Origin of the sequence: Vibrio sp. HENC-03, assembly GCF_000305755.2 — a bacterium.
Classification (GTDB): Bacteria; Pseudomonadota; Gammaproteobacteria; order Enterobacterales; family Vibrionaceae; genus Vibrio; species Vibrio owensii.
In genome coordinates this window covers 866246-890502 of the sequence record NZ_JH976064.1, presented here as the reverse complement: position 1 = coordinate 890502, position 24257 = coordinate 866246, and the positions used below count along the sequence as shown (strand labels likewise).

20 protein-coding genes and 1 pseudogene are annotated in these 24257 nt (G+C 47.4%); 12 read left to right on the top strand and 9 right to left on the bottom strand.

What is annotated here, in order from left to right:
* Positions 1-16: 16 nt before the first annotated feature.
* Positions 17-877, top strand: a complete 861-nt coding sequence (locus tag VCHENC03_RS19370) for an SIS domain-containing protein (protein ID WP_027726729.1) — start codon at positions 17-19, stop codon at positions 875-877.
* Positions 878-979: 102 nt separating this feature from the next.
* On the opposite strand, the gene VCHENC03_RS19375 is transcribed toward VCHENC03_RS19370, so the two are convergent.
* The gene (locus VCHENC03_RS19375; protein ID WP_157621040.1) at positions 980-2239 is read right to left on the bottom strand and encodes an SGNH/GDSL hydrolase family protein; all 1260 of its coding nucleotides are present in this window, start codon (positions 2237-2239) and stop codon (positions 980-982) included.
* A 435-nt stretch (positions 2240-2674) separates the two neighbouring features.
* Between VCHENC03_RS19375 and VCHENC03_RS19380 the strand changes: the two genes are divergently transcribed.
* A complete protein-coding gene (locus VCHENC03_RS19380; RefSeq protein WP_009705062.1) occupies positions 2675-5050 on the top strand; it encodes a S8 family serine peptidase in 2376 nt (791 codons plus the stop codon).
* A 9-nt stretch (positions 5051-5059) separates the two neighbouring features.
* A complete protein-coding gene (locus tag VCHENC03_RS19385; protein WP_009705061.1) occupies positions 5060-5422 on the top strand; it encodes an ATPase in 363 nt (120 codons plus the stop codon).
* A 191-nt stretch (positions 5423-5613) separates the two neighbouring features.
* Here VCHENC03_RS19385 and VCHENC03_RS19390 read toward each other — a convergent pair whose 3' ends face one another.
* From VCHENC03_RS19390 to VCHENC03_RS19400, 3 genes are read right to left on the bottom strand one after another with little or no spacing between them, the layout of a single operon-like run.
* Complete coding sequence (locus VCHENC03_RS19390) at positions 5614-6870, bottom strand: PTS ascorbate transporter subunit IIC (RefSeq protein WP_009705060.1); 1257 nt, start codon at positions 6868-6870, stop codon at positions 5614-5616.
* Positions 6871-6879: 9 nt separating this feature from the next.
* On the bottom strand, positions 6880-7167 hold the full coding sequence (locus tag VCHENC03_RS19395) for a PTS sugar transporter subunit IIB (protein WP_005374080.1): 288 nt from the start codon (positions 7165-7167) through the stop codon (positions 6880-6882).
* A 59-nt stretch (positions 7168-7226) separates the two neighbouring features.
* A complete protein-coding gene (locus tag VCHENC03_RS19400) occupies positions 7227-7670 on the bottom strand; it encodes a PTS sugar transporter subunit IIA (RefSeq protein ID WP_009705059.1) in 444 nt (147 codons plus the stop codon).
* A gap of 248 nt (positions 7671-7918) precedes the next feature.
* Between VCHENC03_RS19400 and VCHENC03_RS19405 the strand changes: the two genes are divergently transcribed.
* Complete coding sequence (locus VCHENC03_RS19405; RefSeq protein WP_005442357.1) at positions 7919-8947, top strand: LacI family DNA-binding transcriptional regulator; 1029 nt, start codon at positions 7919-7921, stop codon at positions 8945-8947.
* A gap of 85 nt (positions 8948-9032) precedes the next feature.
* Here the strand turns inward: VCHENC03_RS19405 and phnX are convergent, their stop codons facing one another.
* The 3 genes from phnX to phnW form a co-directional block, all read right to left on the bottom strand.
* The gene (phnX, locus tag VCHENC03_RS19410) at positions 9033-9848 is read right to left on the bottom strand and encodes a phosphonoacetaldehyde hydrolase (protein WP_009705058.1); all 816 of its coding nucleotides are present in this window, start codon (positions 9846-9848) and stop codon (positions 9033-9035) included.
* An 80-nt stretch (positions 9849-9928) separates the two neighbouring features.
* On the bottom strand, positions 9929-11308 hold the full coding sequence (locus VCHENC03_RS19415; RefSeq protein WP_009705057.1) for an aspartate aminotransferase family protein: 1380 nt from the start codon (positions 11306-11308) through the stop codon (positions 9929-9931).
* A gap of 26 nt (positions 11309-11334) precedes the next feature.
* The gene (phnW, locus tag VCHENC03_RS19420; protein WP_009705056.1) at positions 11335-12438 is read right to left on the bottom strand and encodes a 2-aminoethylphosphonate--pyruvate transaminase; all 1104 of its coding nucleotides are present in this window, start codon (positions 12436-12438) and stop codon (positions 11335-11337) included.
* 266 nt (positions 12439-12704) lie between these two features.
* Here phnW and VCHENC03_RS19425 point away from each other — a divergent pair, with 266 nt between their 5' ends.
* The 5 genes from VCHENC03_RS19425 to VCHENC03_RS19445 all read left to right on the top strand — a co-directional run bounded on the left by VCHENC03_RS19425 (position 12705) and on the right by VCHENC03_RS19445 (position 18930).
* Complete coding sequence (locus tag VCHENC03_RS19425; protein ID WP_005384363.1) at positions 12705-13715, top strand: putative 2-aminoethylphosphonate ABC transporter substrate-binding protein; 1011 nt, start codon at positions 12705-12707, stop codon at positions 13713-13715.
* A gap of 689 nt (positions 13716-14404) precedes the next feature.
* Positions 14405-15511 (top strand): putative 2-aminoethylphosphonate ABC transporter ATP-binding protein, encoded by a 1107-nt coding sequence (locus VCHENC03_RS19430; protein ID WP_009705055.1) that lies wholly within the window; start codon positions 14405-14407, stop codon positions 15509-15511.
* Positions 15512-15519: 8 nt separating this feature from the next.
* Positions 15520-17244: a putative 2-aminoethylphosphonate ABC transporter permease subunit gene (locus VCHENC03_RS19435; RefSeq protein WP_005442364.1), complete on the top strand. Its 1725-nt coding sequence runs from the start codon at positions 15520-15522 to the stop codon at positions 17242-17244.
* A gap of 9 nt (positions 17245-17253) precedes the next feature.
* Positions 17254-17958 (top strand): phosphonate utilization transcriptional regulator PhnR, encoded by a 705-nt coding sequence (gene phnR / locus VCHENC03_RS19440; RefSeq protein WP_009705054.1) that lies wholly within the window; start codon positions 17254-17256, stop codon positions 17956-17958.
* A gap of 66 nt (positions 17959-18024) precedes the next feature.
* The gene (locus tag VCHENC03_RS19445; protein ID WP_009705053.1) at positions 18025-18930 is read left to right on the top strand and encodes an EamA family transporter; all 906 of its coding nucleotides are present in this window, start codon (positions 18025-18027) and stop codon (positions 18928-18930) included.
* Between the two features lie 92 nt (positions 18931-19022).
* Here VCHENC03_RS19445 and VCHENC03_RS19450 read toward each other — a convergent pair whose 3' ends face one another.
* Both VCHENC03_RS19450 and VCHENC03_RS19455 read right to left on the bottom strand, forming a co-directional pair.
* Positions 19023-19574, bottom strand: a complete 552-nt coding sequence (locus tag VCHENC03_RS19450; RefSeq protein ID WP_009705052.1) for an outer membrane beta-barrel protein — start codon at positions 19572-19574, stop codon at positions 19023-19025.
* 29 nt (positions 19575-19603) lie between these two features.
* Entirely contained in the window at positions 19604-20509 is a 906-nt protein-coding gene (locus VCHENC03_RS19455; RefSeq protein ID WP_009705051.1) for a VirK/YbjX family protein, read from the bottom strand.
* 525 nt (positions 20510-21034) lie between these two features.
* Here VCHENC03_RS19455 and VCHENC03_RS19460 point away from each other — a divergent pair.
* From VCHENC03_RS19460 to VCHENC03_RS19470, 3 genes and pseudogenes are all read left to right on the top strand, one after another.
* Positions 21035-21394: a DUF3316 domain-containing protein gene (locus VCHENC03_RS19460; RefSeq protein WP_005442378.1), complete on the top strand. Its 360-nt coding sequence runs from the start codon at positions 21035-21037 to the stop codon at positions 21392-21394.
* A gap of 259 nt (positions 21395-21653) precedes the next feature.
* Positions 21654-23002, top strand: a pseudogene (locus VCHENC03_RS19465) (FAD-dependent oxidoreductase).
* A 113-nt stretch (positions 23003-23115) separates the two neighbouring features.
* The gene (locus tag VCHENC03_RS19470) at positions 23116-24240 is read left to right on the top strand and encodes a M14 family metallopeptidase (protein WP_009705048.1); all 1125 of its coding nucleotides are present in this window, start codon (positions 23116-23118) and stop codon (positions 24238-24240) included.
* The last annotated feature ends 17 nt before the right edge of the window (positions 24241-24257 follow it).

The window sequence follows — 24257 nt, the reverse complement described above, 5'->3', positions numbered from 1 at the left end:
GACTGTTTCACAAGGAATGATATTGTCCGTGGATGTCAATCAAGTAATTCCCAATATTCGTATGCGTATGCCTTCACTCACGCGTACCGAACAATCCATTGCGGAAAACTTTCTCAAGCCTCACTTCATGCAGAAGTCGACTTCAATTAAAGAAGTGGCGGAGCGATTGGGTGTGTCAACGGCGTTGATCGTTAAGGTGTCAAAGAAGCTTGGCTTCAGTGGTTTCAAACAGCTTAAAGACGCGTTAAACGCCCATCATCACTCAGATTCTTACGCGCCAAGTGAGCAACTTCAGCCGGATGATTCTTGCGAGCAGATTGTCACTAAGGTGCTGCAAAACTCCATCAATGCCTTGACGGAAATCCTCAACTTTGTGGATGCCAACATGGTGAGCGCTGCCGCCGAGGCCATCATTAACGCGCGTAACATTGAGTTGTATGCAGCGGGTGGTTCGAACATTATCTGTGAAGATTTCCAGCACAAGCTTTTGCGTTTTGGTATTCGCGCATCAGTGCCTCGTGACCGTCACTTAATGTTGATGTCGGCTAGCGTGCTGAGCGAAAAAGACGTAGTGCTGGTGGTATCGCATTCAGGTCAGACCGTTGATTTGATGGATGCTGTCCGTCTTGCGAAGCAATCAGGTGCGACGATCATCTCTATCACCAACAACTTCCACGCTGAGTTGTCCCAACTTTCCGATTACCCGCTATACGCGCCGGCATCACCAGAACCGCTATTGGGTAAAAACGGCATCGCGCGCTTGGTCAAACTTGCCATGATCGACAGCTTGTATGCGACCATCGCGAGTAAGATTCCAGATCAAGCGGAAGAGAATTTAGAGAAGACCACCAAAGCGGTGGCGATTCTGCACCGATAAAGGTCGCTGAACGAGGCAAAGCTTCGAGATACGCAGAATTCGAAATCAATAAAGGCTGACATTACGTCAGCCTTTTTCTTATCTGTACCTCAGGTTCTAGGATTAGAACGGATGGTTCGATAGCTGGTTGCTGCTTTCTAACATCTTCTCTGCTACGTAGCGATGCGTGGCGGTAGTTGGGTGAGTCACATCCCAGAACACAAACTTGTCAGAGCCAGAAGAAGCACACTCAGAGCGCAGCGCATGGTGATACAAGTAATCTGCAGAAGACGAACGGTTGATGTCTTGGCAAGCTTGGCTCGCATTAACGAAGCCGTGCTGCTCTGGGTTCGCTGTTAAGCTTTCAAACAGGGCGTGGGTATCATACAGGGTGATGTTGTAGCCTTGCGCTGTGTAGTACGCCGCTTGCGCCTTGATGAACTCGTTCATCTCGACAATCTTCGCACGGATCTTGTCGATTTCTTCTTGAGTTGAGTAGGTAAACTGTGGCGCACGAGTCGCGTCTGGTAGCGTCATCAACAACAAGTTCTTCGCACCCGCATCAGTCAGTTTGATCAATGCTTCCGCGTAGTCTGATTTCACTTCTGGCACGCTGCGGTTGTAGTTCATGAAGTCATTCAAACCAAACTCAAGTGTAAACAGGGTATTGGCTGGCTTGTAGTTTTTGGCCAGTTTCGCATACGCCAAGTAAGATGAAACTTGCTCACCCACTCCCGTCAGAGCGATGTATTGGTTTTCACCCGCTGCGCCGCCTACAGCCCAGTTGTAGAGCGGTAGGTTTTTGGCTTGAGCAATGTACTCTGTCCATACAAACCCGTTAGAGAAATGCCCTAAGAACCAGCTATTTGGATTCGGGAATCGCCATTGTGATGCGTTAAAGATGTTGCCTGTATCCGACAAACTGTCACCCAGCGCGACGACCTTGTTGATTTGATCGGGCTGCATGACTGGATCGTTGCTCCAGATGGTGTGGTTGTAGGAGAAACGGTTATCGGCAGCAAAGAAGGTGATGTCAGCGTTTTCATTCGCTAGATCTAGGGTCTGCTCACAACGCTCTTTGATGATGCCTTGTGGCGTGTCGGTGTAAAACATGTTTTTGAAAGAAACAGCACTCCACCAATAGCCGTCAATTGTGAAGTAACTGCCGTCAGGATTCTCGGCCCACTCCCAATCTGTCGCAGGCTCGTCTTCTGAATAACTGCTGCGGTACCAACAGCGAACATAAGTGTAGGTTTGTTTCGCTTGCGCACTTCTGACTTGCGAGGCGCTTACCATTTCAGGAGTCAGTGATGGCTCGTCGGCGTGAGCCAAACTCAGTGGTAGTAATAATGCACTAAGTAACGTAATGGTCTTATTCATGATTCACTCTCTATGATGATTATCGTCATGATTTAAGTGAGAATTTATCTCACTAAACGCCCTCATTCTGAGTAAATACCCTACTTAGTCAAATATCTAATTATTCATTCTGTCAATTTTGGTACCGCAATCGTATTTCAATAGATTTGGTAAATACTAAGATTTTATAAAGTCTAGAATAATTACTCACTAACATTAATTTAACATGCACTTTTTGTGTTAATAAGTAATTGCTTTATAAGGTTTTGATGGTGTTTTTATATGTTAACTAAATCTGTTGTTTAGATGATCTTTTGTTCATTGTTGTGTATTCATGAAACAAATTGTTTGGCATTTTTAGGCGATAACCTATAGCTGAATCGCTCATGCATAAGTCAAGGTTATGATTTTTCATGAGGATAAAGTGAATAAAAATCAGCTCAAAAAGGAATAGAGCAAATGCATCACACAACAACTAAATTAAATGGCTTGTTTTCATTGTCTGCCGTTGCAGTAGCACTGACATTTTCGATGTCAGCGCATGCGGCTCCTTTAACGGGGTTCGACGAATCTAACTTGCCGACTAAATACATCGTCAAATTTAAAGAAGATACGTCCAGTCCTTCAGCATTGGGTGGGAACTCATTCTGGGGGCCACGCATCGCGCAAGAGTCGGTTTTAGATCAACTCAAAGCGCGTAAAGTGGAAAAGCTAGGAAACCGCGCGATCTACAGTGTGGAAATGGAAGACTCGGAGTTGGGGCAACTGCGTAACCGCAACGATGTGGAATACGTTGAAATTGACCCACCGCGCTATCTGTTAAGCGAGACTATCCCTTGGGGCTATGAGGCGGTGAATGCTCAGCTTCTGGATGACTCAAATGCAGGGAATCGCACCGTGTGTATCATCGACTCGGGTTACGATCTGGCGCACAACGATCTGAGTGGTAACCGAGTGTCGGGTACAAACGACAGCGGTACAGGTTCTTGGAGTGTTCCGGGGAACAACAACGCTCACGGTACGCACGTAGCAGGTACGATTGCCGCGATTGCCAACACAGAGGGCATCAAAGGCGTTATGCCGAACCAAAACGTGAATTTGCACATCGTTAAGGTGTTCAATGAAGCGGGTTGGGGCTACTCATCCAGCTTGGTGAAAGCGGTCCAAACTTGTGCTGATAACGGCGCGAACGTCGTCAACATGAGTCTTGGTGGTAGCCAGTCGAGTGTGACGGAGAAAAACGCGTTGCAAACCATTTACGACCAAGGCGTGTTGCTGATTGCCGCTGCGGGTAACGATGGTAACACTGCGCACAGCTACCCAGCGTCTTACGACTCAGTTATGTCCGTTGCGGCGGTGGATGATAAGCGTGATCACGCGGCGTTCTCTCAAGCGACAGACCAAGTTGAAATCGCAGGTCCGGGCGTAGCGATTCTATCTACGGTGACTGTGGGCGAGGGTAAGCTTTCAGACATTCGTTTGAACGGTGTTAGCCAGTTCGATCGTGGCATCGTTCCTCACAACCGCTTGATCCAATCGGGTGGCAGTTACGGTCCTGATCCAGTAGCCGGTTCTATCACGGCGACACTGGCAAGCTGTGATGTATCTGGTAGCAGCTTCAGCTGTGGCGATATGTCTGGCAAGATCTGTTTGACCGAGCGTGTGGGCAACCAATCATCAGGCAACTACCCAGAAATCGATGCAGTTCAAGCGTGTTACAACGCAGGCGCAAGTGCGGCGATTGTGTACAGTAACTCTGAGCTACCGGGTTTGCAGAATCCTTTCCTTGTCGATCAAAACAACGCGGCGCGTATTGTGTCAGTAACGGTTGATCGTGCCTTCGGTCAGGAGCTGTTGGGCTATGTTGGTCAAGACATCACGGTATCGACCACCAAGGGTGAAGACTACGAGTACTACAACGGTACTTCGATGGCGACGCCGCACGTAACCGGTGTTGCAGGTTTGGTGTGGAGTTACCATCCAACTTGTACCGCTGCGCAAGTACGTAACGCACTGATCAAGACAGCAACGGACATCGACGTAACAGGTCGTGATAACCGCACTGGTCATGGTCTTGTGAATGCTGAGGCTGCGAAACAATACCTAGACGCTGGCTGTAATGGTCCGGATGGCGGAGGTTCTGGCAGCGACAACGTTCTAGAAAATGGCGTGGCGAAAACGCAGCTTTCTGGCGGCAGCAAATCAAGCACAGTATTCGTGTTTGACGTCCCTGCGGATGCAACGCAAGCGACATTCAACATGAGTGGCGGCTCTGGTGATGCTGACCTTTACGTACGCTTCAATGGCACACCAAGTACCAGCACTTACGACTGTCGTTCATGGGCGGGCGGTAATGGCGAAAGCTGTAGCTTGAACGTATCTGGCGCAGGGCAATATGAAGTATTGGTTTACGGCTACAGTGCGTACTCTGGTGTTTCTCTTGTTGCAGCGCATAACGGCTCGGGTGATTCATCAGGCGGCGGTTCTGCACCTTCTAGTTACACCAACTCGAATGCAGTAGCGATTCCTGACAACAGCTCTGCAGGCATCGTAAGCCCATTAGATGTGGCTCGCTCTGGCGATGCAGGTTCAGTGACTATCGACTTGGATATCACTCACACCTACATTGGCGATCTTCGTGTCACGCTAACGTCACCAGATGGTGGTCAAGTAGTACTGCACGACAATGCAGGTGGTGGTGCGAACGACATTAAAACCAGTTTCCAAGCGGACTTCTCTGGTTTTGAATCGCAAGGCACATGGGAACTTAAAGCGGTGGACAATGCCAGAAGAGACACAGGCACCATCAACAGTTGGACTCTGACCTTTCAATAAGGAGTGACTATGAAGAAGTTGACCTTACTTTCTTTGTCTGCGGTAGGCGCTACCGCACTATTGGCAATCGGACTGAGCTCAAGCAGCTTGGCAAACAATCAAGGATTTCCTCTCGTGGATGAACGCCAAGATCAAGCCGAGCAGCAACCTGCACGTTACTTTGTTAAGTATCATGAAGGGAAAGAGAGCGAAGTGAGAGCGCTTCTTCGTCAGCACAACATTGAAGTGGTCGACGCTCTGGTGAAACAACACGTGTTGGTTGTGGTGGGTGAACAGGCGGAAGTCGATAAACTTGCCGATCACGATGCGGTTGAATACACCGAGCAAGAGCCGACAAGAAAGCTGCTATCTAACGGAACTACGCTTCAATAAGCCAAACCTCCTTAAGATAGCGCCAAAAAGAAAAACGCCCCTCACGTAAGGGGCGTTTGTTTTCTTTCATGATCCGGTTCTTATAAAGCCAGTCGTTTGCTATGACTAGAGGTTCTTTAGGATTGATGCCGATGAGCCTATGCGCGCATCAATCAAGCCAGTTATCAGCTGGTCATATTCAGACTAACTACTTAGCGAACAATCAGACCCAGTAGGATACCTACAGCGCCGAAGTCTGCGTCACTAAAGGTCGTGTTAGCAAAGCCTAGGTCGCCCAGTACTGGCATTAGGAATACTGGTAGGAAGGTAATCAGTAGACCTTGTGCAAAAGCACCCAAGATTGCACCGCGACGACCACCTGTAGCGTTACCAAATACACCTGCTGCAGCACCTACAAAGAAGTGTGGAACAACACCAGGGATAATCACAGTGAGACCCATCACGTAAAGTAGGAACATGCCCAAAAGACCCGCCGCAAAGCTCGATAGGAAGCCAACCAATACTGCGTTTGGTGCGTATGGGAATACAACCGGACAATCAAGCGCAGGTTTTGCGTTTGGTACTAGTTTGTCTGAGATACCTTTAAACGCTGGAACGATTTCTGCGATAACCATACGTACACCTTGAAGAATAACGTACACACCACCGGCGAATGTGATGGATTGCATCAGCGCGAACATGAACCAGTGCTTACCACCGCTAACTTCGCGTACAAAGTCACCGCCAGCGAAGATACACGTCACCATAAAGATGATGCCCATAGTGAACGAGATTGCCACTGGCGTGTCACGTAGGAACAACAAGCTCTTAGGTACGTTCATCTCTTCAGTAGAGTGTTCTTTGTTACCGAACTTGCTGCCAATAAAGCCAGCTAGCACGTAAGAAAGGGTAGAGAAGTGACCAATCGCAACGTCGTCAGAACCTGTTACTTGCTTCATGTACTTGTGAGCAATCGCAGGGAAGAACACCATCACAGAGCCCACAACCAGAGAGCCAAGCGCGATCAGTGGAACACCTTTCATGCCGCTAGAAGCAAGGATCGCCGCTACCATCATCGACATAAATAGCGTGTGGTGACCTGTTAGGAAGATGAATTTCCATGGCGTGAAGCGAGCGATCAAGATGTTCACTAACATACCGAAGAACATGATCATCGCCATCTCTTTACCAAACGCTTCTTGCGCGATAGAGACGATAGCTTCGTTGTTTGGAACCACGCCTGTGATGCCAAATGCGTGTTGGAAAATTGTCGCAAAGTCACCCAGTGAAGTCACAACCAGACCTGCACCCGCGCCAAGCACGATGAAACCAAGAATGGTTTTTACCGTGCCTTTAATACACTCGGTGACCGGTTTTTGCTGGGCAATTAAGCCGATTAGGGCGATAAGACCTACCAGAACCGCCGGCTCTGATAGGACATCGTTCATTAAGAAACTGAAAAATTCCATAACGCCACCTTATAGAGCGCCAAGCTCTTGAAGTGCCACAGATAGACGCTCTTTCATTGCCACTTTGTCGACCATGTTATCAAGCGCAACGATTCGTGGTTCAACGCCAAGCGCGTTCAACTGTTCAACGATGTCGTTAGTACCGATGAAGATGTCACAATCCGTACCTTTTGCAGAGCCCAGATCGATATGATCCACTTCTGCGTTTACATTCAATTCTTTCACGATGCCTTTGATGCTCATTTCCATCATTAGGCTAGTACCAAGACCGTGACCGCAAACAACCATAATTTTCATAATTCAGACCTTTTCTTTTTATAGGGGGGTATGCCCATTTTTTAAGGGCACATCAGGAGTTAGTATTTTTCGATGATCGCGAGAACATCTTGTGTGTTTTGAGCGGTGCAGATGGCTTCTACATGCTCTTCATTCATAAACAACTCTGCCAGTTTAGAAATCGCATCCACGTGCGAGTTACTGTCTGTCGCGGCTAGTGTAACCAGCATTTTTACTGGATCGTTACCTTCAGAATCGAAGTTCACGCCGTTTTGAATCACCGTGATAGCAAGAGACAAACGGTTAACGCCATCTTCAGGGCGAGCGTGTGGCATTGCCATACCAGGACCTACCACGTAGTAAGGACCGAGCTCTTCGTGTGAGCGGTAAATAGCGTCCACGTAGCTTGGTTCAATCGCGCGATTTTCAATCAGTGCTTCACAGGATTTGCTCACCGCATCTTTCCAGTCAGTAGCATCAGAATGGATGCGAATCACATCAGAGGTAATCAGTTCACGTAGCATTGGATCTTTCCGGTTTGTTGTTTTGTTGATGGGTACTTTATCGATCAATTTGTCAGAAAAACCTGAGAATGATCACAAATGGTAGCGCTATCTGATAGCGCTATCATAAATTGTGATAGCGCTACCATTTTTATCAGTCATCCGAGTTTCATATGCTTGTGATCGAGTTCTAATGCGCTAATATCAAAACCACTAAAACGCTGTGGTAAGATGTCGCGGCAGAAAATAGAGAACACTAAATAAGAACAATGAGCGAACCTCGCAAACGAAGAAGTACTGGCAATGTCACCTTGGCGGACGTCGCTAAAAAAGCCGGCGTAGGCACCATGACGGTGTCGCGAGCATTACGAACGCCCGAGCTAGTATCTGACAAGCTGAGAGAAAAGATTCAACAAGTGGTTGATGAGCTCGGCTATATCCCGAATAAAGCGGCAGGGGCTTTGGCGTCTGCTGAAAGTTACTCCATCGCTCTTATCATTCCTTCCCTGTTTGAAAAAGCGTGCGCGCTTTTCTTACCGAGCTTTCAACAAGCGTTGAACAAAGCGGGTTATCAGTTGCTGCTTGGCTACAGTGATTACTCGGTAGAGCAAGAAGAGAAACTGCTTTCGACATTTCTTGAGAGCCGCCCAGCCGGAGTAGTGCTGTTTGGTAATGAACACAGCCAACGCACTAATCAGCTTTTGGAAGCCTCGAACACGCCAGTATTGGAAATTGCTGAGTTAAGTTCGAAAGCGAGCTATCTCAATATCGGTGTTGACCATTTTGAGGTAGGTAAAGCCTGTACCAAGCATGTGATTGAGCAAGGCTTCAAGAACGTGGGCTTCATTGGTGCGCGTGGGGATCACTCCACTTTGCAACGTAAGCTACACGGCTGGCAAAGCGCGATGATTGAGAACTACCTTGCACCGGACCATTTCTTAACCACCCACGAAGCGCCATCTTCACAATTAGGTGCGGAAGGGTTGGCAAAGTTATTGCTGCGCGATTCAAGTTTGAATGCTCTGGTATGTAGCCATGAAGAGATTGCGATTGGCGCGTTGTTTGAGTGTCATCGCCGAGTGCTGAAAGTCCCGACTGACATTGCGATTATCTGTTTGGAAGGCTCTTCTATGGGTGAGCACGCCTACCCAAGTTTGACCTGTGCGGAATTCGATTACGAACGTATGGGGACGAAAGCCGCAGACAAGTTACTGCAAGCCATTAAAGGTGAGCCTGTAGAGCACGCAACGGACATGGGCTTTAAGCTAAAACGCCGAGCAAGTACTGCGATCAACTAATTTGATTTGGTTAGCGACAAAACGCGATACAAAAAACCTCTCGATGCTGAGAGGTTTTTTTATGCGTGAGAATAGTGATTGTCGACTAAGGACGCTCACCTGCCGCTAGGCGACGTTCGATATCTGCAACCACTTCTGGGAAGTCAGCAATGGTGTCGATGAGATAGTGCGGCGAGCTCTTGAGCAGTTTTGTGCGCGCTTTTTCACGAGCGGCATTAAGTGTTGCTTCGTCCGCGGCTTGGTATTCTTCAAACGTTAGACCCGCTTCGTTACCAGAAAGCAGCAAACCAACGGTCCACATACCGGCGTTGTGACCTTCATCGATGCCCGGTGCGGCGTCATCCACTTTGATGCACGCATTAACGTCGGTAACATTCAGCTCAATCACGTTCTTCAGTGCCATAAATGGTGCAGGGCGACCACCTTGTGGCAGGTCATCCGTTGCTACTACGTAATCTGGTTTGTAGCCGTAATCCGCTGCAACAGGAATCAGTACATCCATCACTTCGCGAGGGTAACCAGAACAAGAACCGATCTTGATGCCTTTGTCTTTCAGAGCGTTCACAACTTCAATCGCATTAAGGATTGGGTCTGCATGGTCTGCCACTTTTGCTTTTTGCAGAGGCATAAATGCTGCGTAGATAGCGTCGATGTCTTCGCTGGTCATTGAGCGACCGAACTTCTCATTCCAACGCTTATCAACGGCAGGAATACGACCCACAGCTTGGATGTGATCCCACTTACCAAGCCCCATTGGTTCGCGCGCTTCCTCAAGATCGATATCGAAATCAAAGCCTTGTTTGAACGCTTCCACAAAGATACTGGTTGGCGCAAAAGAGCCGAAATCGACGATAGTGCCAGCCCAGTCAAAGATCACTGCTTGAATTGGTGAGTTGCTCATGTTCAATCCTTTTTCTTGCTTGCCAGAGCGCTTGCCTACACGTTGGAACTGCGCTCAGGATAAATTGGTTTTTGTTGAGGTTAGAAGTAGTTAAAGTCTTTGCACACTTTGGCGATGGCTTCTTCGAAGATCGCCAATGCTTCTGTCAGTTGTTCGCGGGTGATGATCAGCGGTGGGCTGAGTTGAATCACATTGCCTTGCGATACTTTGAAACTCACTCCGTTGTTGAGGCATTGGTACAACACAGCTTCCGCTTCGTCATACGCGCGTGCTTTGCTTTCGTGGTCAGTGACTAGCTCAATGCCCCACAACATGCCGATGCCACGCACATCACCAATCACTGGGTATTTGGCTTTCATCTCTAGCAGCTTTTCACGCATGAACTGGCTGTCGGCTTTGGCTTTATCTAGCAAGCCGCCTTGCTCAATAGCTTCCATGGTCGCCAGTGCCGCAGCACAACCGATAGGGCTTTTCTCATGAGTGTAATGACCCATTGAGATTTGCTCGGCAGTGTTGTATTTGTCTTTGGTGACAATGGCTGCGATAGGCACTAAGCCTCCGCCCAAACCTTTACCGATGCACAGCATATCTGGCTCGATGTCGTAGGCTTGGTAGGTAAACCATTCACCGCTGCGACCCATGCCGTTAGGGATGTCGTCGATGATCAGCATGACATTGTGTTTGTCACAGATTTCTCGAATGCGTTTCCAGTAGGCTTTGCTCGGCACTTGTACGTCGGTATTACGAACCGCTTCTGCGATAAATGCGCCCACGCCGCCTTCTTTCTCAATCACGTATTCAAGGTAGTCGGCGTAATGCACATCGCTACCGTCGGCAACTGGAAAAGCGCCTCGGTAAGACACTGCTGGTGGAATGCGCTCAACACCTGCCATTAATGGTCCCATACCTTGGCGGAAACACGCTTCGCCACCTACTGAGATGGCATCCAATGATGCGCCGTGGAAGGAATCCCACAGAGACACCACCTTGTAGTTGCCCGTGATGTGGCGTGCTAGTTTAAGAGCCATACCAACCGCAGATGTGCCACCCGGAGCAAACAGCACGCGGTTCAATTCACCGCCACAGATTTGGGTGAGCTTTTCGGCACATTCAATCGCGGTCTTGTTGGTAAAACGACGTGGTGAAAACGGCAGTTTGGCAATTTGCTCTTCTACGCGTTTGATCACATGCGGGTGAGCATAGCCCAGCTGATGGACGTTATTGCCATGGAAGTCCATGTACTTTTTGCCCGTGGCATCTTGGATGTAGATGCCTTCTGCTGCTTCCAAGGTATCTAAGCAAGGCGTCGACATGGCTTGATGAAGAAAGACTTCCGAATCACGCTTCAACAAGGCTTGCGTGCGTTCGTCGTCCATCGATGCATTCCAAGCTTGGCGTGCCGGTGTCGTGTTGACATCACCTTCGCTGCGGAAATGAGTCGGTTTGATATTCTGAGTCATAACGCTCTCTCAATCAGAAGGCTGCTTTACGCAACTTGCCAGTACATTGCTTTTTCAATCGCACCGATTAAGCGCTCGATATCTGCTGGGTAAACTTCGCCAATGTTGCCGATACGGAAGCAATCTGCGTTCGATACCTTACCCGGATAAATCACAAAACCTTGCTCTTTTAAACGTGTGTAGAACGCTTTGAACTGGTAATCACTGTGCGTCGGAGAGTAGAAAGAAGTGATGATTGGCGAGTGAAGGTCATCACTCAGTAGTGGCTCAAACCCCAAAGAGCGCATACCTGCAACCAGTGTTTTCTGGTTAGTTTGGTAACGGTTATGACGAGCCTCAATGCCGCCTTCTTGTTCCAGCTCTAACAATGCTTGATAGAAAGCGCGAACCGTGTGCGTTGGAGACGTAAAACGCCATTTGCCGTGGTTCACTTCCATGCAGTGCCACTGGTCGTAAAGATCAAGGCTTAAAGAACGAGCCTGACCTTGGCACTTTTCGAGCTCAGTTTGTTTCGCAATCACAAAGCCAAAGCCCGGCACGCCTTGAATACATTTGTTTGCAGAGCTGATCATAAAATCGATGCCTAGCTCAGCAATATCGATAGGAATGCCACCAAAGCTCGACATGGCGTCGAGAATCACCACTTTACCGTGTGCTTTCGCTGCAGAAGCAAATGCCTCAATTGGGTTAAGCATGCCAGTGGTTGTCTCGCAGTGAACAATCGCCACGTGTGTGATCGCAGGATCCGATGCCAATGCAGTTTCCACCTCGTTCAAGTGTGGCTGTGATGTTTCGCCTGGGGAAACTACATGGCATGGAATATTTAGGTAATCAGCGATCTGAGCGATACGTGCACCGTACGCACCGTTGTCGACAACCAACAATTTTCCATCTTTGCCAATGACGCTGCCAATCGTCGCTTCTACTGATGCGGTGCCGCTACCTTGCATTAGTACGCTGGTGTAGCCGTCTTGTTGAGTTGCCAGTTTTACAAGCTTAGTGCGGATCACTTCTACAATGTCTTTGTTGTATTCATCATCCCAAGTACACCAGTCTTTTAGCATGGCTTCACGTACTGTTTCAGAAGTAGATAGAGGACCTGGAGTCAGTAGTAGGTATTCGTTTTTCATCTCGATTTCCATCAGAATAGGCTAATTGGTCTACACCAAATTTCAAGTTCACTCTAGCGAGGAAGAAAAGGGCAGTAAATAGGCGAATCTCCAATTTCATAAAACTTTAATATCCAGAAAATGGCGGATCAATTGAACGATTATTCATCGATAATTTTCGTAAAACTGCCATTTAATGGTCATGAATTCGTCACAAAGGCTCAGTAGGGTGTATATCGTCAACTGGTACAGACCAAATGAAAACTTAGCCAAATTAACTGGAGAAAATGATGAAAAACCGTTTGATGAAAGGATCGCTGGCTGCACTTGTCTCTCTGCTAGCTACGAATGCAATGGCAGCACAGGAAGTCACGGTTTACACCGCTTTCGAAACTGACATTCTTGCGAAATACAAGTCTGCGTTTGAGAAAGATAACCCAGATATCAAGATTAAGTGGGTTCGCGATTCCACCGGTATCATGACGGCGAAATTGCTGGCAGAAAAGAACAACCCTCAAGCGGAAGTGGTTTGGGGTCTGGCTGGCTCATCAATGGCACTGCTTAAAGATGAAGGTCTTCTTAAGCCTTACACACCAAAAGGTTTGGAAGAGCTGCACGCGAACCTAAACGACCCTCAATCAAACCAAGCTTGGTTCGGTAACGATGCGTTCTTTAACGCAGTTTGTTTTAACGAAGCTGTAGCGAAACAACTTAACCTACCGAAACCAACGTCTTGGGAAGACCTAACAAAGCCGGTTTACAAAGGTCACATTGCAATGCCAAACCCAGCGTCTTCAGGCACTGGCTACATGCAGGTTTCTGCTTGGCTACAAAACATGGGTGAAGATCAGGCATGGAATTACATGCGTGACTTAGACAAGAACATTGCACACTACACGCACTCGGGTTCTAAGCCATGTGTTCAAGCGGGCATGGGTGAAGTGGCTATTGGTATTTCGATGGCGAGCCGCGGCGCGAAGCTAAAAACACAAGGCGCACCACTAGCGGTTATCACACCAAAAGGCATCGGCTGGGAATCAGAAGCCGTTGGTCTAGTAAAAGAGTCTGATGCAGCGAAGCGCGTGGTCGATTGGTCAATCTCTAAAGCAGCAAACGAGCTTTACGTAGAAATGTACCCAGTGGTTGCACATAAAGAAGTGAAAGCGACCGTATCTAACTTCCCGAACGTTCAAGAGAACATGGCGAAGATGGACTTCGCGCAAATGGGCAGCAAGCGTGCAGAGATCCTAGCGGCATGGTCTGAGAAGTTCGACGCGAAATCAGAGCCAAAATCTTAATTGAATTTGCTTTGAGTTGAATACTGAAATCCACCTCGGTTGAGGTGGATTTTTTTGTTTTCTCTGTTATTTCAGAGTTTGCTGCAAGTAGATTCCTAGTCTCACCTAGGTTCGCTGGAATGACGGACTTAAGAAAGTTGGGATCTTCTATCCACACTTACCACGTCATTCTCGAGAGCGACGAAGGAGTGAGTCGGGAATCTCTGAATATAGTGCTTGTAAGAGATTCCGGATGGCTCGCTTAGGCTCGTCCGGAATGACGATTTTAAGGGGATGGCGTGAAAGTCAAAGCTCGTAATTCTAGGCAATGAGTGTGATTCAGAATTTATAATCCACACTCACCACGTCATTCTCGAGAGCGACGGAGGAGTGAGTCGGGAATCTCAGAATATAGTACTTGTAAGAGATTCCGGATGGCTCGCTTAGGCTCGTCCGGAATGACGATCTTAAGTATATGGAGTGAAGGTCAAAACTTGTCGTTCTGAGCCGCGAATGTGATTTCAGAATTTGTAATCCACACTCATCATGTCATTCTCGAGAGTGACGAAGGAGCGAGTCGGGAATCTCTAATTGTCACGTAAACAAACTTCGCTTCTCTTCATCTATTTGTCATCTTCTGGCTATAAATTTGTCATTGGAACGTAACACTCCAAAACTAAAGTTGGTATATACCATTTGGAGCATGTGTTATGTCAACTAACCAACATTACCTAAATATCGAAAATGTAGTGAAGCAATTCGGACAGTTCACTGCATTAAAGAAAATCTCGCTAGCGATTGAAAAGGGCGAGTTCGTTTGTTTTCTTGGTCCTTCTGGCTGCGGTAAAACCACTCTGCTACGTGCCATTGCCGGTCTAGACTTGCCAACGTCTGGTGCGATTTTTCAAAACGGTCAAGAGACCACATTCCTACCACCAGAGAAGCGCGATTTCGGCATCGTATTCCAATCTTACGCGCTGTTTCCGAACCTTACCGTGCAAGAAAACATTGCGGTGGGTTTGAAAAACCAAGGTATGTCGACCAAAGAAGCGTTAGAGAAGGTGGATTACTGGCTAGAAACCATTGGTCTTCCAACCTCTGGCGAGAAATTCCCTAATCAACTTTCTGGCGGTCAACAACAGCGTGTTGCTTTGGCTCGTGCATTGGCGTTGTCTCCGGGTTTATTGTTATTGGATGAGCCGCTGTCAGCGCTGGATGCAAAAGTGCGTGTTCACTTACGTGACGAGATTTGTAAGCTACAACGTAAGCTGGGCATCACCACCATCATGGTTACGCACGATCAGGATGAAGCGTTGTCGATGGCGGATCGTATCGTGGTAATGAACCATGGCGTGATTGAGCAAGTTGGCACACCTCAAGAAATCTACCAACAACCAGCAACGCGCTTTGTCGCTGAGTTTGTCGGCAGCATGAACTTTATTGAAACCTCAGCCGCAACGGACTCCCAAGTACGCATTGCGGAAACCTTGATGCCAGCGCCCAGCTTGACTAATCGTAAGATCCAACGCGGTGACCGCTTCGACCTTGCGGTGCGGCCTGAAAGTATCAAGTTCGTTGAAAACTACACCAACTCTTTACCTGTGCGAGTGACGGCAACCGAGTTTCTGGGTGCGTTTTTCCGCATTGATTGCGTATTGCAAAACGACAGCTCAACGAAAACCATCGTAGTGGATGTGCCTGTGGAAACGGTTCAAAAACTCAATATCAAGGCGGGCGATGTACGTTACATCCAGTTTGCTGAAGAAGGGCTGCATGGTTACGCCGTGCCCTCGGTTGATAAAGCGCTAGCAGCGTAGGTGTAAACATGGATGCGAAGACAATGACGATGAATAGCCTAACCACGCAAGACAAAGCAAAATCCCTACTCGGACGTGTTAGCCGCGACAACCTTGTGTTGTTCGGTTTGCTCGCTGGTTTGTCGACCATGATGGTGCTGTTCATCTTAATGCCGCTTTGGGCAATGTTGACCAAGAGTGTGCAAAATGCCAATGGCGAATTTGTCGGTCTGGCAAACTTTGCGACATACTTTTCCTCTTCAAGCTTGTGGGTGTCAGTGGGAAACACCTTCACTTTGGGCGTGATAGTGACCTCGGTAGTGGGTGTGCTTGCGTTCGGTTATGCCTACGCGCTGACTCGTTCATGTATGCCGTTTAAAGGTTTGTTTCAAATTCTAGGTACTGCGCCGATCCTTGCGCCTTCGTTGTTGCCGGCGATCAGTTTGATCTTCCTTTTCGGCAATCAAGGCATTGCTAAAGAGATGCTGTTAGGAAACTCGATTTATGGCGTGATTGGTATCTCGATGGGTTTGATCTTCTGGACCTTCCCTCATGCATTGATGATTTTGACCACTTCACTGCGCACTTCAGATGCCCGCTTGTATGAAGCAGCACGCGCACTTAAAACCTCACCCATCAAAACCTTCTTTATGGTGACGCTACCTGCGGCGAAATACGGTTTGATCAGTACGCTTATCGTCGTCTTTACGCTGGTTATCACGGACTTTGGTGTGCCGAAAGTGATTGGGGGCAGCTACAACGTTTTGGCGACTGACATCTTCAAACAAGTTGTGGGACAGCAAAACTTTGCCATGGGTGCGGTGACAAGCATTATGCTTCTATTCCCTGCGGTAATGGCGTTCGGTGCAGACCGTTGGGTACAGAAAAAACAAAAGAGCTTATTTGACACTCGCTCGGTGCCATATCAGCCAGAACCCAACAAAGCGCGCGACAGCATCTGTTTGGTTTACTGCAGCATCATTTCTATTGCAGTGCTGGCTGTGCTTGGCATGGCGGTGTATGGCTCGTTAGTTACGTTCTGGCCTTGGAACAAAGCGCTTACGCTAAACAACTACAACTTTGCTGAAATGAGCACTTACGGTTGGAGCCCATTCTTCAACTCACTAACACTGGCAGGTTGGACAGCGGTTATTGGTACAGCCATCATCTTTGTCGGTGCGTACTGCATTGAGAAAGGGCGTGCGTTTGGTCCAATTCGTCAAGTGATGCAAATGCTTAGCGTGGTGCCAATGGCGGTTCCGGGTATGGTGCTTGGCTTGGGTTACATCTTTTACTTCAATGATGCGAACAATCCTTTGAACGTGCTTTATGGCACCATGGCATTCTTGGTGATTAACACGGTAGTGCATTACTACACGGTGGGTCACATGACCGCCCTGACAGCGCTAAAGCAGTTGCCATCGGAGATTGAAGCCACGGCAGCATCGGTGAAGCTTCCTCAATACAAGTTGTTCTTTAAAGTGACATTACCTGTGTGTTTACCTGCGATTTTGGACATTGCGACTTACTTGTTTGTTAATGCATTGACCACCACTTCTGCGGTAGTATTCCTTTACTCAACCGATACGATTCCGGCTTCGGTCTCGATTCTGAATATGGACGATGCAGGTCAAACTGGCGCTGCAGCAGCAATGGCGGTGATGATCATGATGGCTGCCGCAATTGCGAAGATTGTTCAGATGACTTTGGGTAAATTGTTAGAGAATCGCACACAAGCTTGGCGCAAAAGATAAGGACACTTCGTGCAATACGTAAAAATTAAAGATTCGATTGTTGAACAGATTGAAGCGGGCATGCTATCGCCGCGTCAAAAACTGCCAGCAGAGCGTAAGTTGGCGGAGTCGTTCGATACTACACGCGTTACTTTGCGTGAAGCTTTATCACTGCTAGAAGTGGAAGGTCGAATCTATCGCGAAGATCGCCGAGGTTGGTTTATCTCACCTGAGCCATTGCGTTACGACCCTACCCAAACGCTAAACTTCCCGAACATGGCGAAAGCGCAAAATCGCGTGCCAAAAACGGAGTTGGTCGCCGCAAAAGGAACCTTGGCAAACAAACAAGCGGCGCGCTTGCTGGACTTGCAGCCTTTCTCGGACGTGTATCGAGTCGACCGTGTGCGATACCTTGAAGATAGACCTGTAGTATTCGTAACAAACTATATTCGCCCAGAGCTGTTTCCGAATCTGCTGGACTATGATTTGTCAAACTCACTGACGGACATTTACCGCGAGCATTTTGGCGTGACGTATCAAAAGATTCGCTACCGCATTTCAACCAGCACTTTGTTGGGTGAAATGGCTCAGGCACTGCGTGCGACAGCCGGTACGCCAGCGATGGTAGTGGAGCGCATCAACTACAACCAGCACGGTGAGTTGATTGATTGCGATATCGAATATTGGCGACACGATGCCATCAGCATTGAATCTCTGGCGGAACTCAATCGTTAAGTGGATTTTCTCATTATCTAAGGCTCCATCTCGGGGCCTTTCTTTTATTCAGACAGGAACGTTGAAATGGATTTGTTGGCGATTGGTCTCGTCGTTTTCTCTGCTGTTCTCCATGCGGGCTGGAATATCCTTGGCAAAAGCAACTCAGGCTCTGGACTCGCGTTTACTATGGCGGCCAGCTTTTCTGCCTGTGCCATTCTTACCCCTTATTTGATTTGGTATTTGGCAACCATTGGCTGGACATCATTACCGAGTGAGTTTTGGGGGTTGCTGTTCATTAGCGGCATTTCACAAATGGTTTATCTGGTTGGTTTGATTGTCGCTTATAAGCACGCAGACGTGGGTGTGGTTTATCCGATTGCTCGGGCACTGCCTGTGATGATGGTCGGCGCAATCAGTGTGGCATTGGGACATGAGTTATCCAGTCAGCAGTGGCTTGGATTCTTGTTGATTACCCTTGGTTGTATGCTGGTACCACTGACGAACTTTCGTCAGATGACATTGGGCTCTTATTTAAACGTCGGTGTGTTCTGGGCATTGATTGCTGCAATAGGCACAACGGGTTACTCGGTGGTCGACAAAGAAGCGCTGAGTTTACTCACAGGGCAAGCATCAGAGATCTTGAATGATCAGTACAGTGCGATCTTCTATTTAGGCGTGCAGTTTTGGGCAATTGGTATTCCAGCTCTTGTGTGGTGCTTGGTTACAGGCAAGCCAGATGAGATTAAGACTGCGTGGCAGATCCGCAAAACAGCCAGCATGGCAGGGGTAATGATGGCATCCACCTACGGCTTGGTGCTGTTTGCGATGACCATGACAGACAACGTTAGCTTGGTCGTAGCACTAAGGCAAATCAGCATTGTGTTTGGATTGTTTATGGGGATTTGGTTTCTGTCTGAGAAATGGTATCTCACCCGAGGGCTTGGCGTTACTTCGATCGTGGCGGGGATCATTCTTGCGTTGACGAACTGACACATATTGATGAAAGAAAAAGGCAGCAACTCAGGCCATCGCGGCCTTTTTCTTTTTTATTTTTTGGGGAAGGGGTAGGAGTATAAGGGACGTCAGAAACGCAATTGAGCGCCGAACATCACGCCACCAGAATCAAAATCACTGTTCTTTGAGTACACATACTCTGCGTTTAAACCAAAGTGCTTGTAGCTCCATCCTAATCCTGCCGCCGCTTCACCACCAACGCTAGTGTGTTCAATGTTTCGACTCTGCCCATTCACCTTGTAAGTGTACTCAAGGGTGTAGAGCGTCATACCTGCTTTACCGTAAAGTTCGAAACCAGCACCAAGAGGATAGCTAGCATAGCCGCTTAATCGTGGGCCGGAAAAGCTCGTATCGGTAACCTCTGAAATTGGGCTTAACAGCGTTGAGCCAATACCATCAAACGCCCCTTTAAAGCCAGCTTCAATCCCGAAGTTTTGGGTCGGCATGTATCGGTAATAAACTTCACCAAGAAACATATCACCGGATTCTTCACTTGCGGGGGCGTCATAGCTTACACCGCCATAACCTAGGTTCGTGCCTATGATGTGCTTGCTTGTACTTGCGTTCGCCGATAGGGAAAGAGTCGACAACACCAGAGCAGCAACGAATGAATAACGCATGAACGTTTCTCCTCAGCTTTTTAGCTTTTTTAGTTTCTTAGTACTTGTTCGAATGTTGCTTTGGTGTTGTCTAGCCATTCATAACGACGACGGTACATCGAACGTTTAGAGCGCGACATCCCATCGAGATCACGGCGCGGAGCATTCACTGTGAGTGAGTAGAAGTTGCGATCGTATTCAGTACCGCCAAGTTCCTTCCACAATGCATCGTAATCCGTTTTGATTCGTCCTTTACTGTAGCGCTTTGCCGCATAAGTGTGAGATTGGGTTTTCACTGCAAGAATGGTTTCAACGCCCCAAATCTGAGCCAGAAGATCCAGCAGACTGACCATCAAACTTTTTGGACGCTGACCGTACAATTTACGAGTCAGCTTTTTGATTTTTTCATTGCTAGTTTCGTTGCTGCGTGGGCCTTGTAAGCCACCAATCATGATGCTGCGAGCGCCGTTCTCGTGTCCCAATGTGAACGACAGAGTATAGAAGTTGCCATCTTCTTGGCTGTGTAATACCAAGCTCATGTCGCCTTCTTTTTGGTAGCGAGCTTCATAAACCAATCTGACCGTGTAGAGAATATCCTCGATCTCAAAGGTCATCAGAGTGAGTCCCTTGGCATCGGTATAGATCTGTTTCATTAGAGCAGGTGAGACGAGTTCCGACACTGTGTTGTAGTGATCAACCACAAGCGCTGAACGATCAATCGCAGGGCTATTTTTTACGATATACGGACGAAATGGCTTTTCTAAGAAACGGTGAGTACGCGTGCACAACATCTCCAGCAGTGAAGCCTCAATGTTGTCTGCCAGATACTTAAATGACTTTCGATAGAACAACGCACGAGCAATGAACTTGATGCGGTATGTCCAGATTGGATGATAAATCTCAGCATACTCATCCGAGTAAATGGTTTTGCTGTGGTGAAGGATGGATTTATTCATGGTTATTTCACTCCAAACTCATTTCCAGTGGTGTCGGTTCTGTCATGTGGCTGTGAGCGTTAGGTATCGAACGCAAAAAGGGAGAAAGCAAAGTGAGCCGTTTTTCACTCCAGCTAGACAGGAATTAGTTTTGAACAGTGTTCTTTTGTTGAGGATTCTATGAGAAAAGCGTGGCGAGGTATTGTAAGGCTTGGTATGAGAGTGTCAGGATTCGCGGTCAGAGCGCGTACAAGAGATAGGCATTGTGTCATATCCAAAACGCACTTATTTATATCGATTAGATATATTCAATCCGATAAGAAAAAATTTAGACGGTCTGATTAAGCTATCGAGAAAAGCTAATCTACGGATTTACTTAGTTTTTTATTAAAAGCAAAAGCCAAGCCTGACAGTCAATTAAAAATAAAATGGAAATTAATTAAAGTTTTTCTGAAATTAATCTGACTCGCTATAGGTCTCTATACGTACCCTACATTAATCGAGTATTTGGAACTCGATATTTAAAAGGTAAGTAAGGAGCACATTATGAAACGTTTAATCACTCTAGCAAGTCTTATCGCATTAACCGCTACTCCAATCGCTGCTATTGCTGGTGGTTACCAATGGACTAATAACAGCAGAACCATTCATGGTAATGTTGTAGATAGTAAACAAGCCGCTTACGACATGGGCTTTGAAATGATTAAGAACTATCAAAGCAAGTCGTCAGCACAGCTAAGAGACGAATTCAAAAGCTCATTTGATATCGTAGACCGCCAGTCTTTCTCTATTACTAATGCGAAAGTAACAGTAGATGAATTCCTGCAAGATAACGGTCAAATCGCATACCAACCAATATTGAATGTGAAATACGAATACCGCATGCGTGAACCTGGTAATCGTTAATTTATTTATTCGCTAGCATTTATAACTCTATTGCCTGTTTAATCCTTGTTGTATATTCGTTCTATTATTTTTGGGGAGCATTTGCTCCCCTTTTTTATTATCAAATATATATTCCTGATGAATGTATTTCTTAAATATAATATCCCATAAATATTTTCTAACGCTCAGCGTAAGTTTTTCTAGCTCGTTGAATATTCGGTAGGTTTGTAAAGTGGTGACAAAGCACGGTTGTGTGCGTCACTTTTACAAAGGATATCGAATGACTCACCCTTCATATTGGTTTAAGCAAGCGCTTGAAATTGAGCAGCCAGAAACCGCTAAACCACTTCAACAAAATATCCAAGCAGATGTCGCTATTGTCGGCGGTGGTTACACCGGCCTTTGGACTGCGATCATGATCAAGCAGCAATCGCCGGAAAAACAGGTGGTTGTATGCTGACTTGGTCGACAAAGTTTCCGACTTTGAAACGCTTATTCGGTGAAGAACACGCCGCTTGGTTGGTAAAAGAGTCGGAACAAGCAGTGCTAGAGATTGACGACTTTTGTCAGCAGCACAACATCGATGCGCAATTATCATTGAAAGGCGTTTATTACACAGCAACCAACCACGCTCAAACTGGGGGCATGCAGCCAGTTGTGGACGAGTTAAAGCGTTTGGAAGTGAACAGTTGGCGCCATTGCCAAGCTGAGGAGTTGCGTGCCAATGCGGGATCGCCGCGCAATATAGAGGGCTTTCACTCTCCAGTTGCTGCCAGCGTTCAACCTGCTTTATTGGCGAGAGGATTAAGACGCGTCGCAATAGAATTGGGTGTTGAGCTCTATGAGAACACGCCGATGACGCGTTTAGATTATGGAAAACCTGCCACTGTCTGTACACCTACAGGAAATATTCAAGCGCAGCAGGTGGTGTTGGCATTAAACGCGTGGATGGTGGAGCAGTTTAAGCAATTCAAAAGCAGTATCGTGGTGGTCTCTTCCGACATGGTGATCACCAAACCGCTTGGTGACGCGCTCTCTCAATCTGGTTGGCAGACAGGTTCTAGCGTGTTGGATTCTCGCATTTTTGTACACTATTACCGAGATACGCCAGATGGCCGTTTGATGTTGGGGAAAGGTGGCAATCAGTTCTCTTTCAACAACCAAGTCAACGCAATGTTCAACAAGCCAACGCGCTATCAAGAGCTACTGCGTAAATCGTTCGATAAGTTGTTCCCGCGTTTGAAAGGGGCTGAGTTCGCTTATTCATGGACGGGCGGTTCAGATCGCTCCGCTACTGGATTTCCATTCTTCGGTGAGTTAGATAACCAAAGCAATATCTTTTATGGCTTTGGTTATTCGGGTAACGGGGTGGCGCAGACTCGAATGGGCGGAAAGATCTTATCTTCGTTGGTATTGGGAATCGAGAATGAATGGACGAAAAGCGGTTTAGCCAAAGGGCCGTTGGGGCATTTCCCACCGGAGCCATTCCGATGGACAGGAGCAATGATGGTACGCAACGCGGTACGTCGCAAAGAGGAAGCAGAAGATAACGAGCAGACGCCATTCATCTGGGATAAGTGGCTAGCAAAACTCGCAGGACCAGCAGGCAAAGCGGATAAGCTCGACTAAACTGAATATTTTGATCGCAAACGGATAGGGAAGAAGTGAAAGTGTTAGAGGCACCTCTTCCCTTTGTGTTAGCCTCAGTCTTTCAAGCTCAGATGCAAAAGGTGAGTAATAAAATGAAAGTATTCAGCAACTTTGACAGCGGCAGCATTCACGTAGTGAAAGCGGACGACAAAAACGATATCCAACTCAAAATTCCTAACGACAACATGTCGGAATTCTACCAGTGGTTCCACTTCCGTCTAGAGACAGAAGCCGAGCAATCACACACCATCAAACTTCTTGATCTTGCGAAATCAGCTTACCCAGAAGGTTGGCAAGGTTACGACGTGGTTGCGTCTTACGATCGTGAAGAGTGGTTCCGAGTACCGGCAGAGTTCGATGGCGACACGCTGACTTTCACTGTTATCCCTGAGCGCAGCTCAATTTACTTCGCGTACTTTGCACCTTACACGTATGACCGCCACCTAGACCTGTTACACATGGCACAAAGCGCGCACCACTGCCAACTAGAGACGCTTGGTCATACGCTAGATGGCAATGACATGAGCTTGCTAACTTTCGGTGAGCCAGAAGAAGGCAAAAAGAAAATCTGGATGATTGCACGTCAGCACCCAGGTGAGACGATGGCGGAATGGTTCATGGAAGGCATGATCCAACGTCTGCTTGATGAGAACGACACGGTTGCGCGTGCATTGCTTGAAAAAGCAGTACTTTACGTTGTACCAAACATGAACCCAGACGGCGGTGTGCGTGGTCACCTACGTACTAACGCGGTTGGCGTAAACCTAAACCGTGAGTGGCAAACGCCATCAATGGAAAAGAGTCCTGAAGTCTTCTTGGTTCGTGAGCGCATGCTAGAAACTGGCGTTGATATGTTCCTAGATATTCATGGTGATGAAGCTATCCCTTACAACTTTGTGGCGGGCTCTGAAGGTATTCCTTCTTATGACGAAGGCATGGCTGAGTTGGAAAACGCGTTTAAACAAGCACTTCTGACGATTACGCCAGAGTTCCAAGACGAGATCGGTTACGACAAAGATGAACCGGGTAAAGCGAACCTAACCGTTGGCTCTAACTGGGTGGCAGAGCAATTCAAGTGTTTGTCTTACACGATTGAGATGCCATTCAAAGACAATAATAACCATCCAGACCCTCTATACGGTTGGTCTCCTGAGCGTAGTGTCTTGTTTGGACAGGATGTTTTGGCTGCAACATTGGCGGTCTCTGACAAAATTTAACGCAATTCGTTCACAGC

Excerpts from the sequence above, each read along its gene's own strand:
- VCHENC03_RS19370 (WP_027726729.1), top strand. The coding sequence starts at position 17 with ATGATATTGTCCGTGGATGTCAATCAAGTAATTCCCAATATTCGTATG.
- VCHENC03_RS19380 (WP_009705062.1), top strand. The coding sequence starts at position 2,675 with ATGCATCACACAACAACTAAATTAAATGGCTTGTTTTCATTGTCTGCC.
- VCHENC03_RS19385 (WP_009705061.1), top strand. The coding sequence starts at position 5,060 with ATGAAGAAGTTGACCTTACTTTCTTTGTCTGCGGTAGGCGCTACCGCA.
- VCHENC03_RS19390 (WP_009705060.1), bottom strand. The coding sequence starts at position 6,870 with ATGGAATTTTTCAGTTTCTTAATGAACGATGTCCTATCAGAGCCGGCG.
- VCHENC03_RS19395 (WP_005374080.1), bottom strand. The coding sequence starts at position 7,167 with ATGAAAATTATGGTTGTTTGCGGTCACGGTCTTGGTACTAGCCTAATG.
- VCHENC03_RS19400 (WP_009705059.1), bottom strand. The coding sequence starts at position 7,670 with ATGCTACGTGAACTGATTACCTCTGATGTGATTCGCATCCATTCTGAT.
- VCHENC03_RS19405 (WP_005442357.1), top strand. The coding sequence starts at position 7,919 with ATGAGCGAACCTCGCAAACGAAGAAGTACTGGCAATGTCACCTTGGCG.
- phnX (WP_009705058.1), bottom strand. The coding sequence starts at position 9,848 with ATGAGCAACTCACCAATTCAAGCAGTGATCTTTGACTGGGCTGGCACT.
- VCHENC03_RS19415 (WP_009705057.1), bottom strand. The coding sequence starts at position 11,308 with ATGACTCAGAATATCAAACCGACTCATTTCCGCAGCGAAGGTGATGTC.
- phnW (WP_009705056.1), bottom strand. The coding sequence starts at position 12,438 with ATGAAAAACGAATACCTACTACTGACTCCAGGTCCTCTATCTACTTCT.
- VCHENC03_RS19425 (WP_005384363.1), top strand. The coding sequence starts at position 12,705 with ATGATGAAAAACCGTTTGATGAAAGGATCGCTGGCTGCACTTGTCTCT.
- VCHENC03_RS19430 (WP_009705055.1), top strand. The coding sequence starts at position 14,405 with ATGTCAACTAACCAACATTACCTAAATATCGAAAATGTAGTGAAGCAA.
- VCHENC03_RS19435 (WP_005442364.1), top strand. The coding sequence starts at position 15,520 with ATGGATGCGAAGACAATGACGATGAATAGCCTAACCACGCAAGACAAA.
- VCHENC03_RS19445 (WP_009705053.1), top strand. The coding sequence starts at position 18,025 with ATGGATTTGTTGGCGATTGGTCTCGTCGTTTTCTCTGCTGTTCTCCAT.
- VCHENC03_RS19450 (WP_009705052.1), bottom strand. The coding sequence starts at position 19,574 with ATGCGTTATTCATTCGTTGCTGCTCTGGTGTTGTCGACTCTTTCCCTA.
- VCHENC03_RS19455 (WP_009705051.1), bottom strand. The coding sequence starts at position 20,509 with ATGAATAAATCCATCCTTCACCACAGCAAAACCATTTACTCGGATGAG.
- VCHENC03_RS19460 (WP_005442378.1), top strand. The coding sequence starts at position 21,035 with ATGAAACGTTTAATCACTCTAGCAAGTCTTATCGCATTAACCGCTACT.
- VCHENC03_RS19470 (WP_009705048.1), top strand. The coding sequence starts at position 23,116 with ATGAAAGTATTCAGCAACTTTGACAGCGGCAGCATTCACGTAGTGAAA.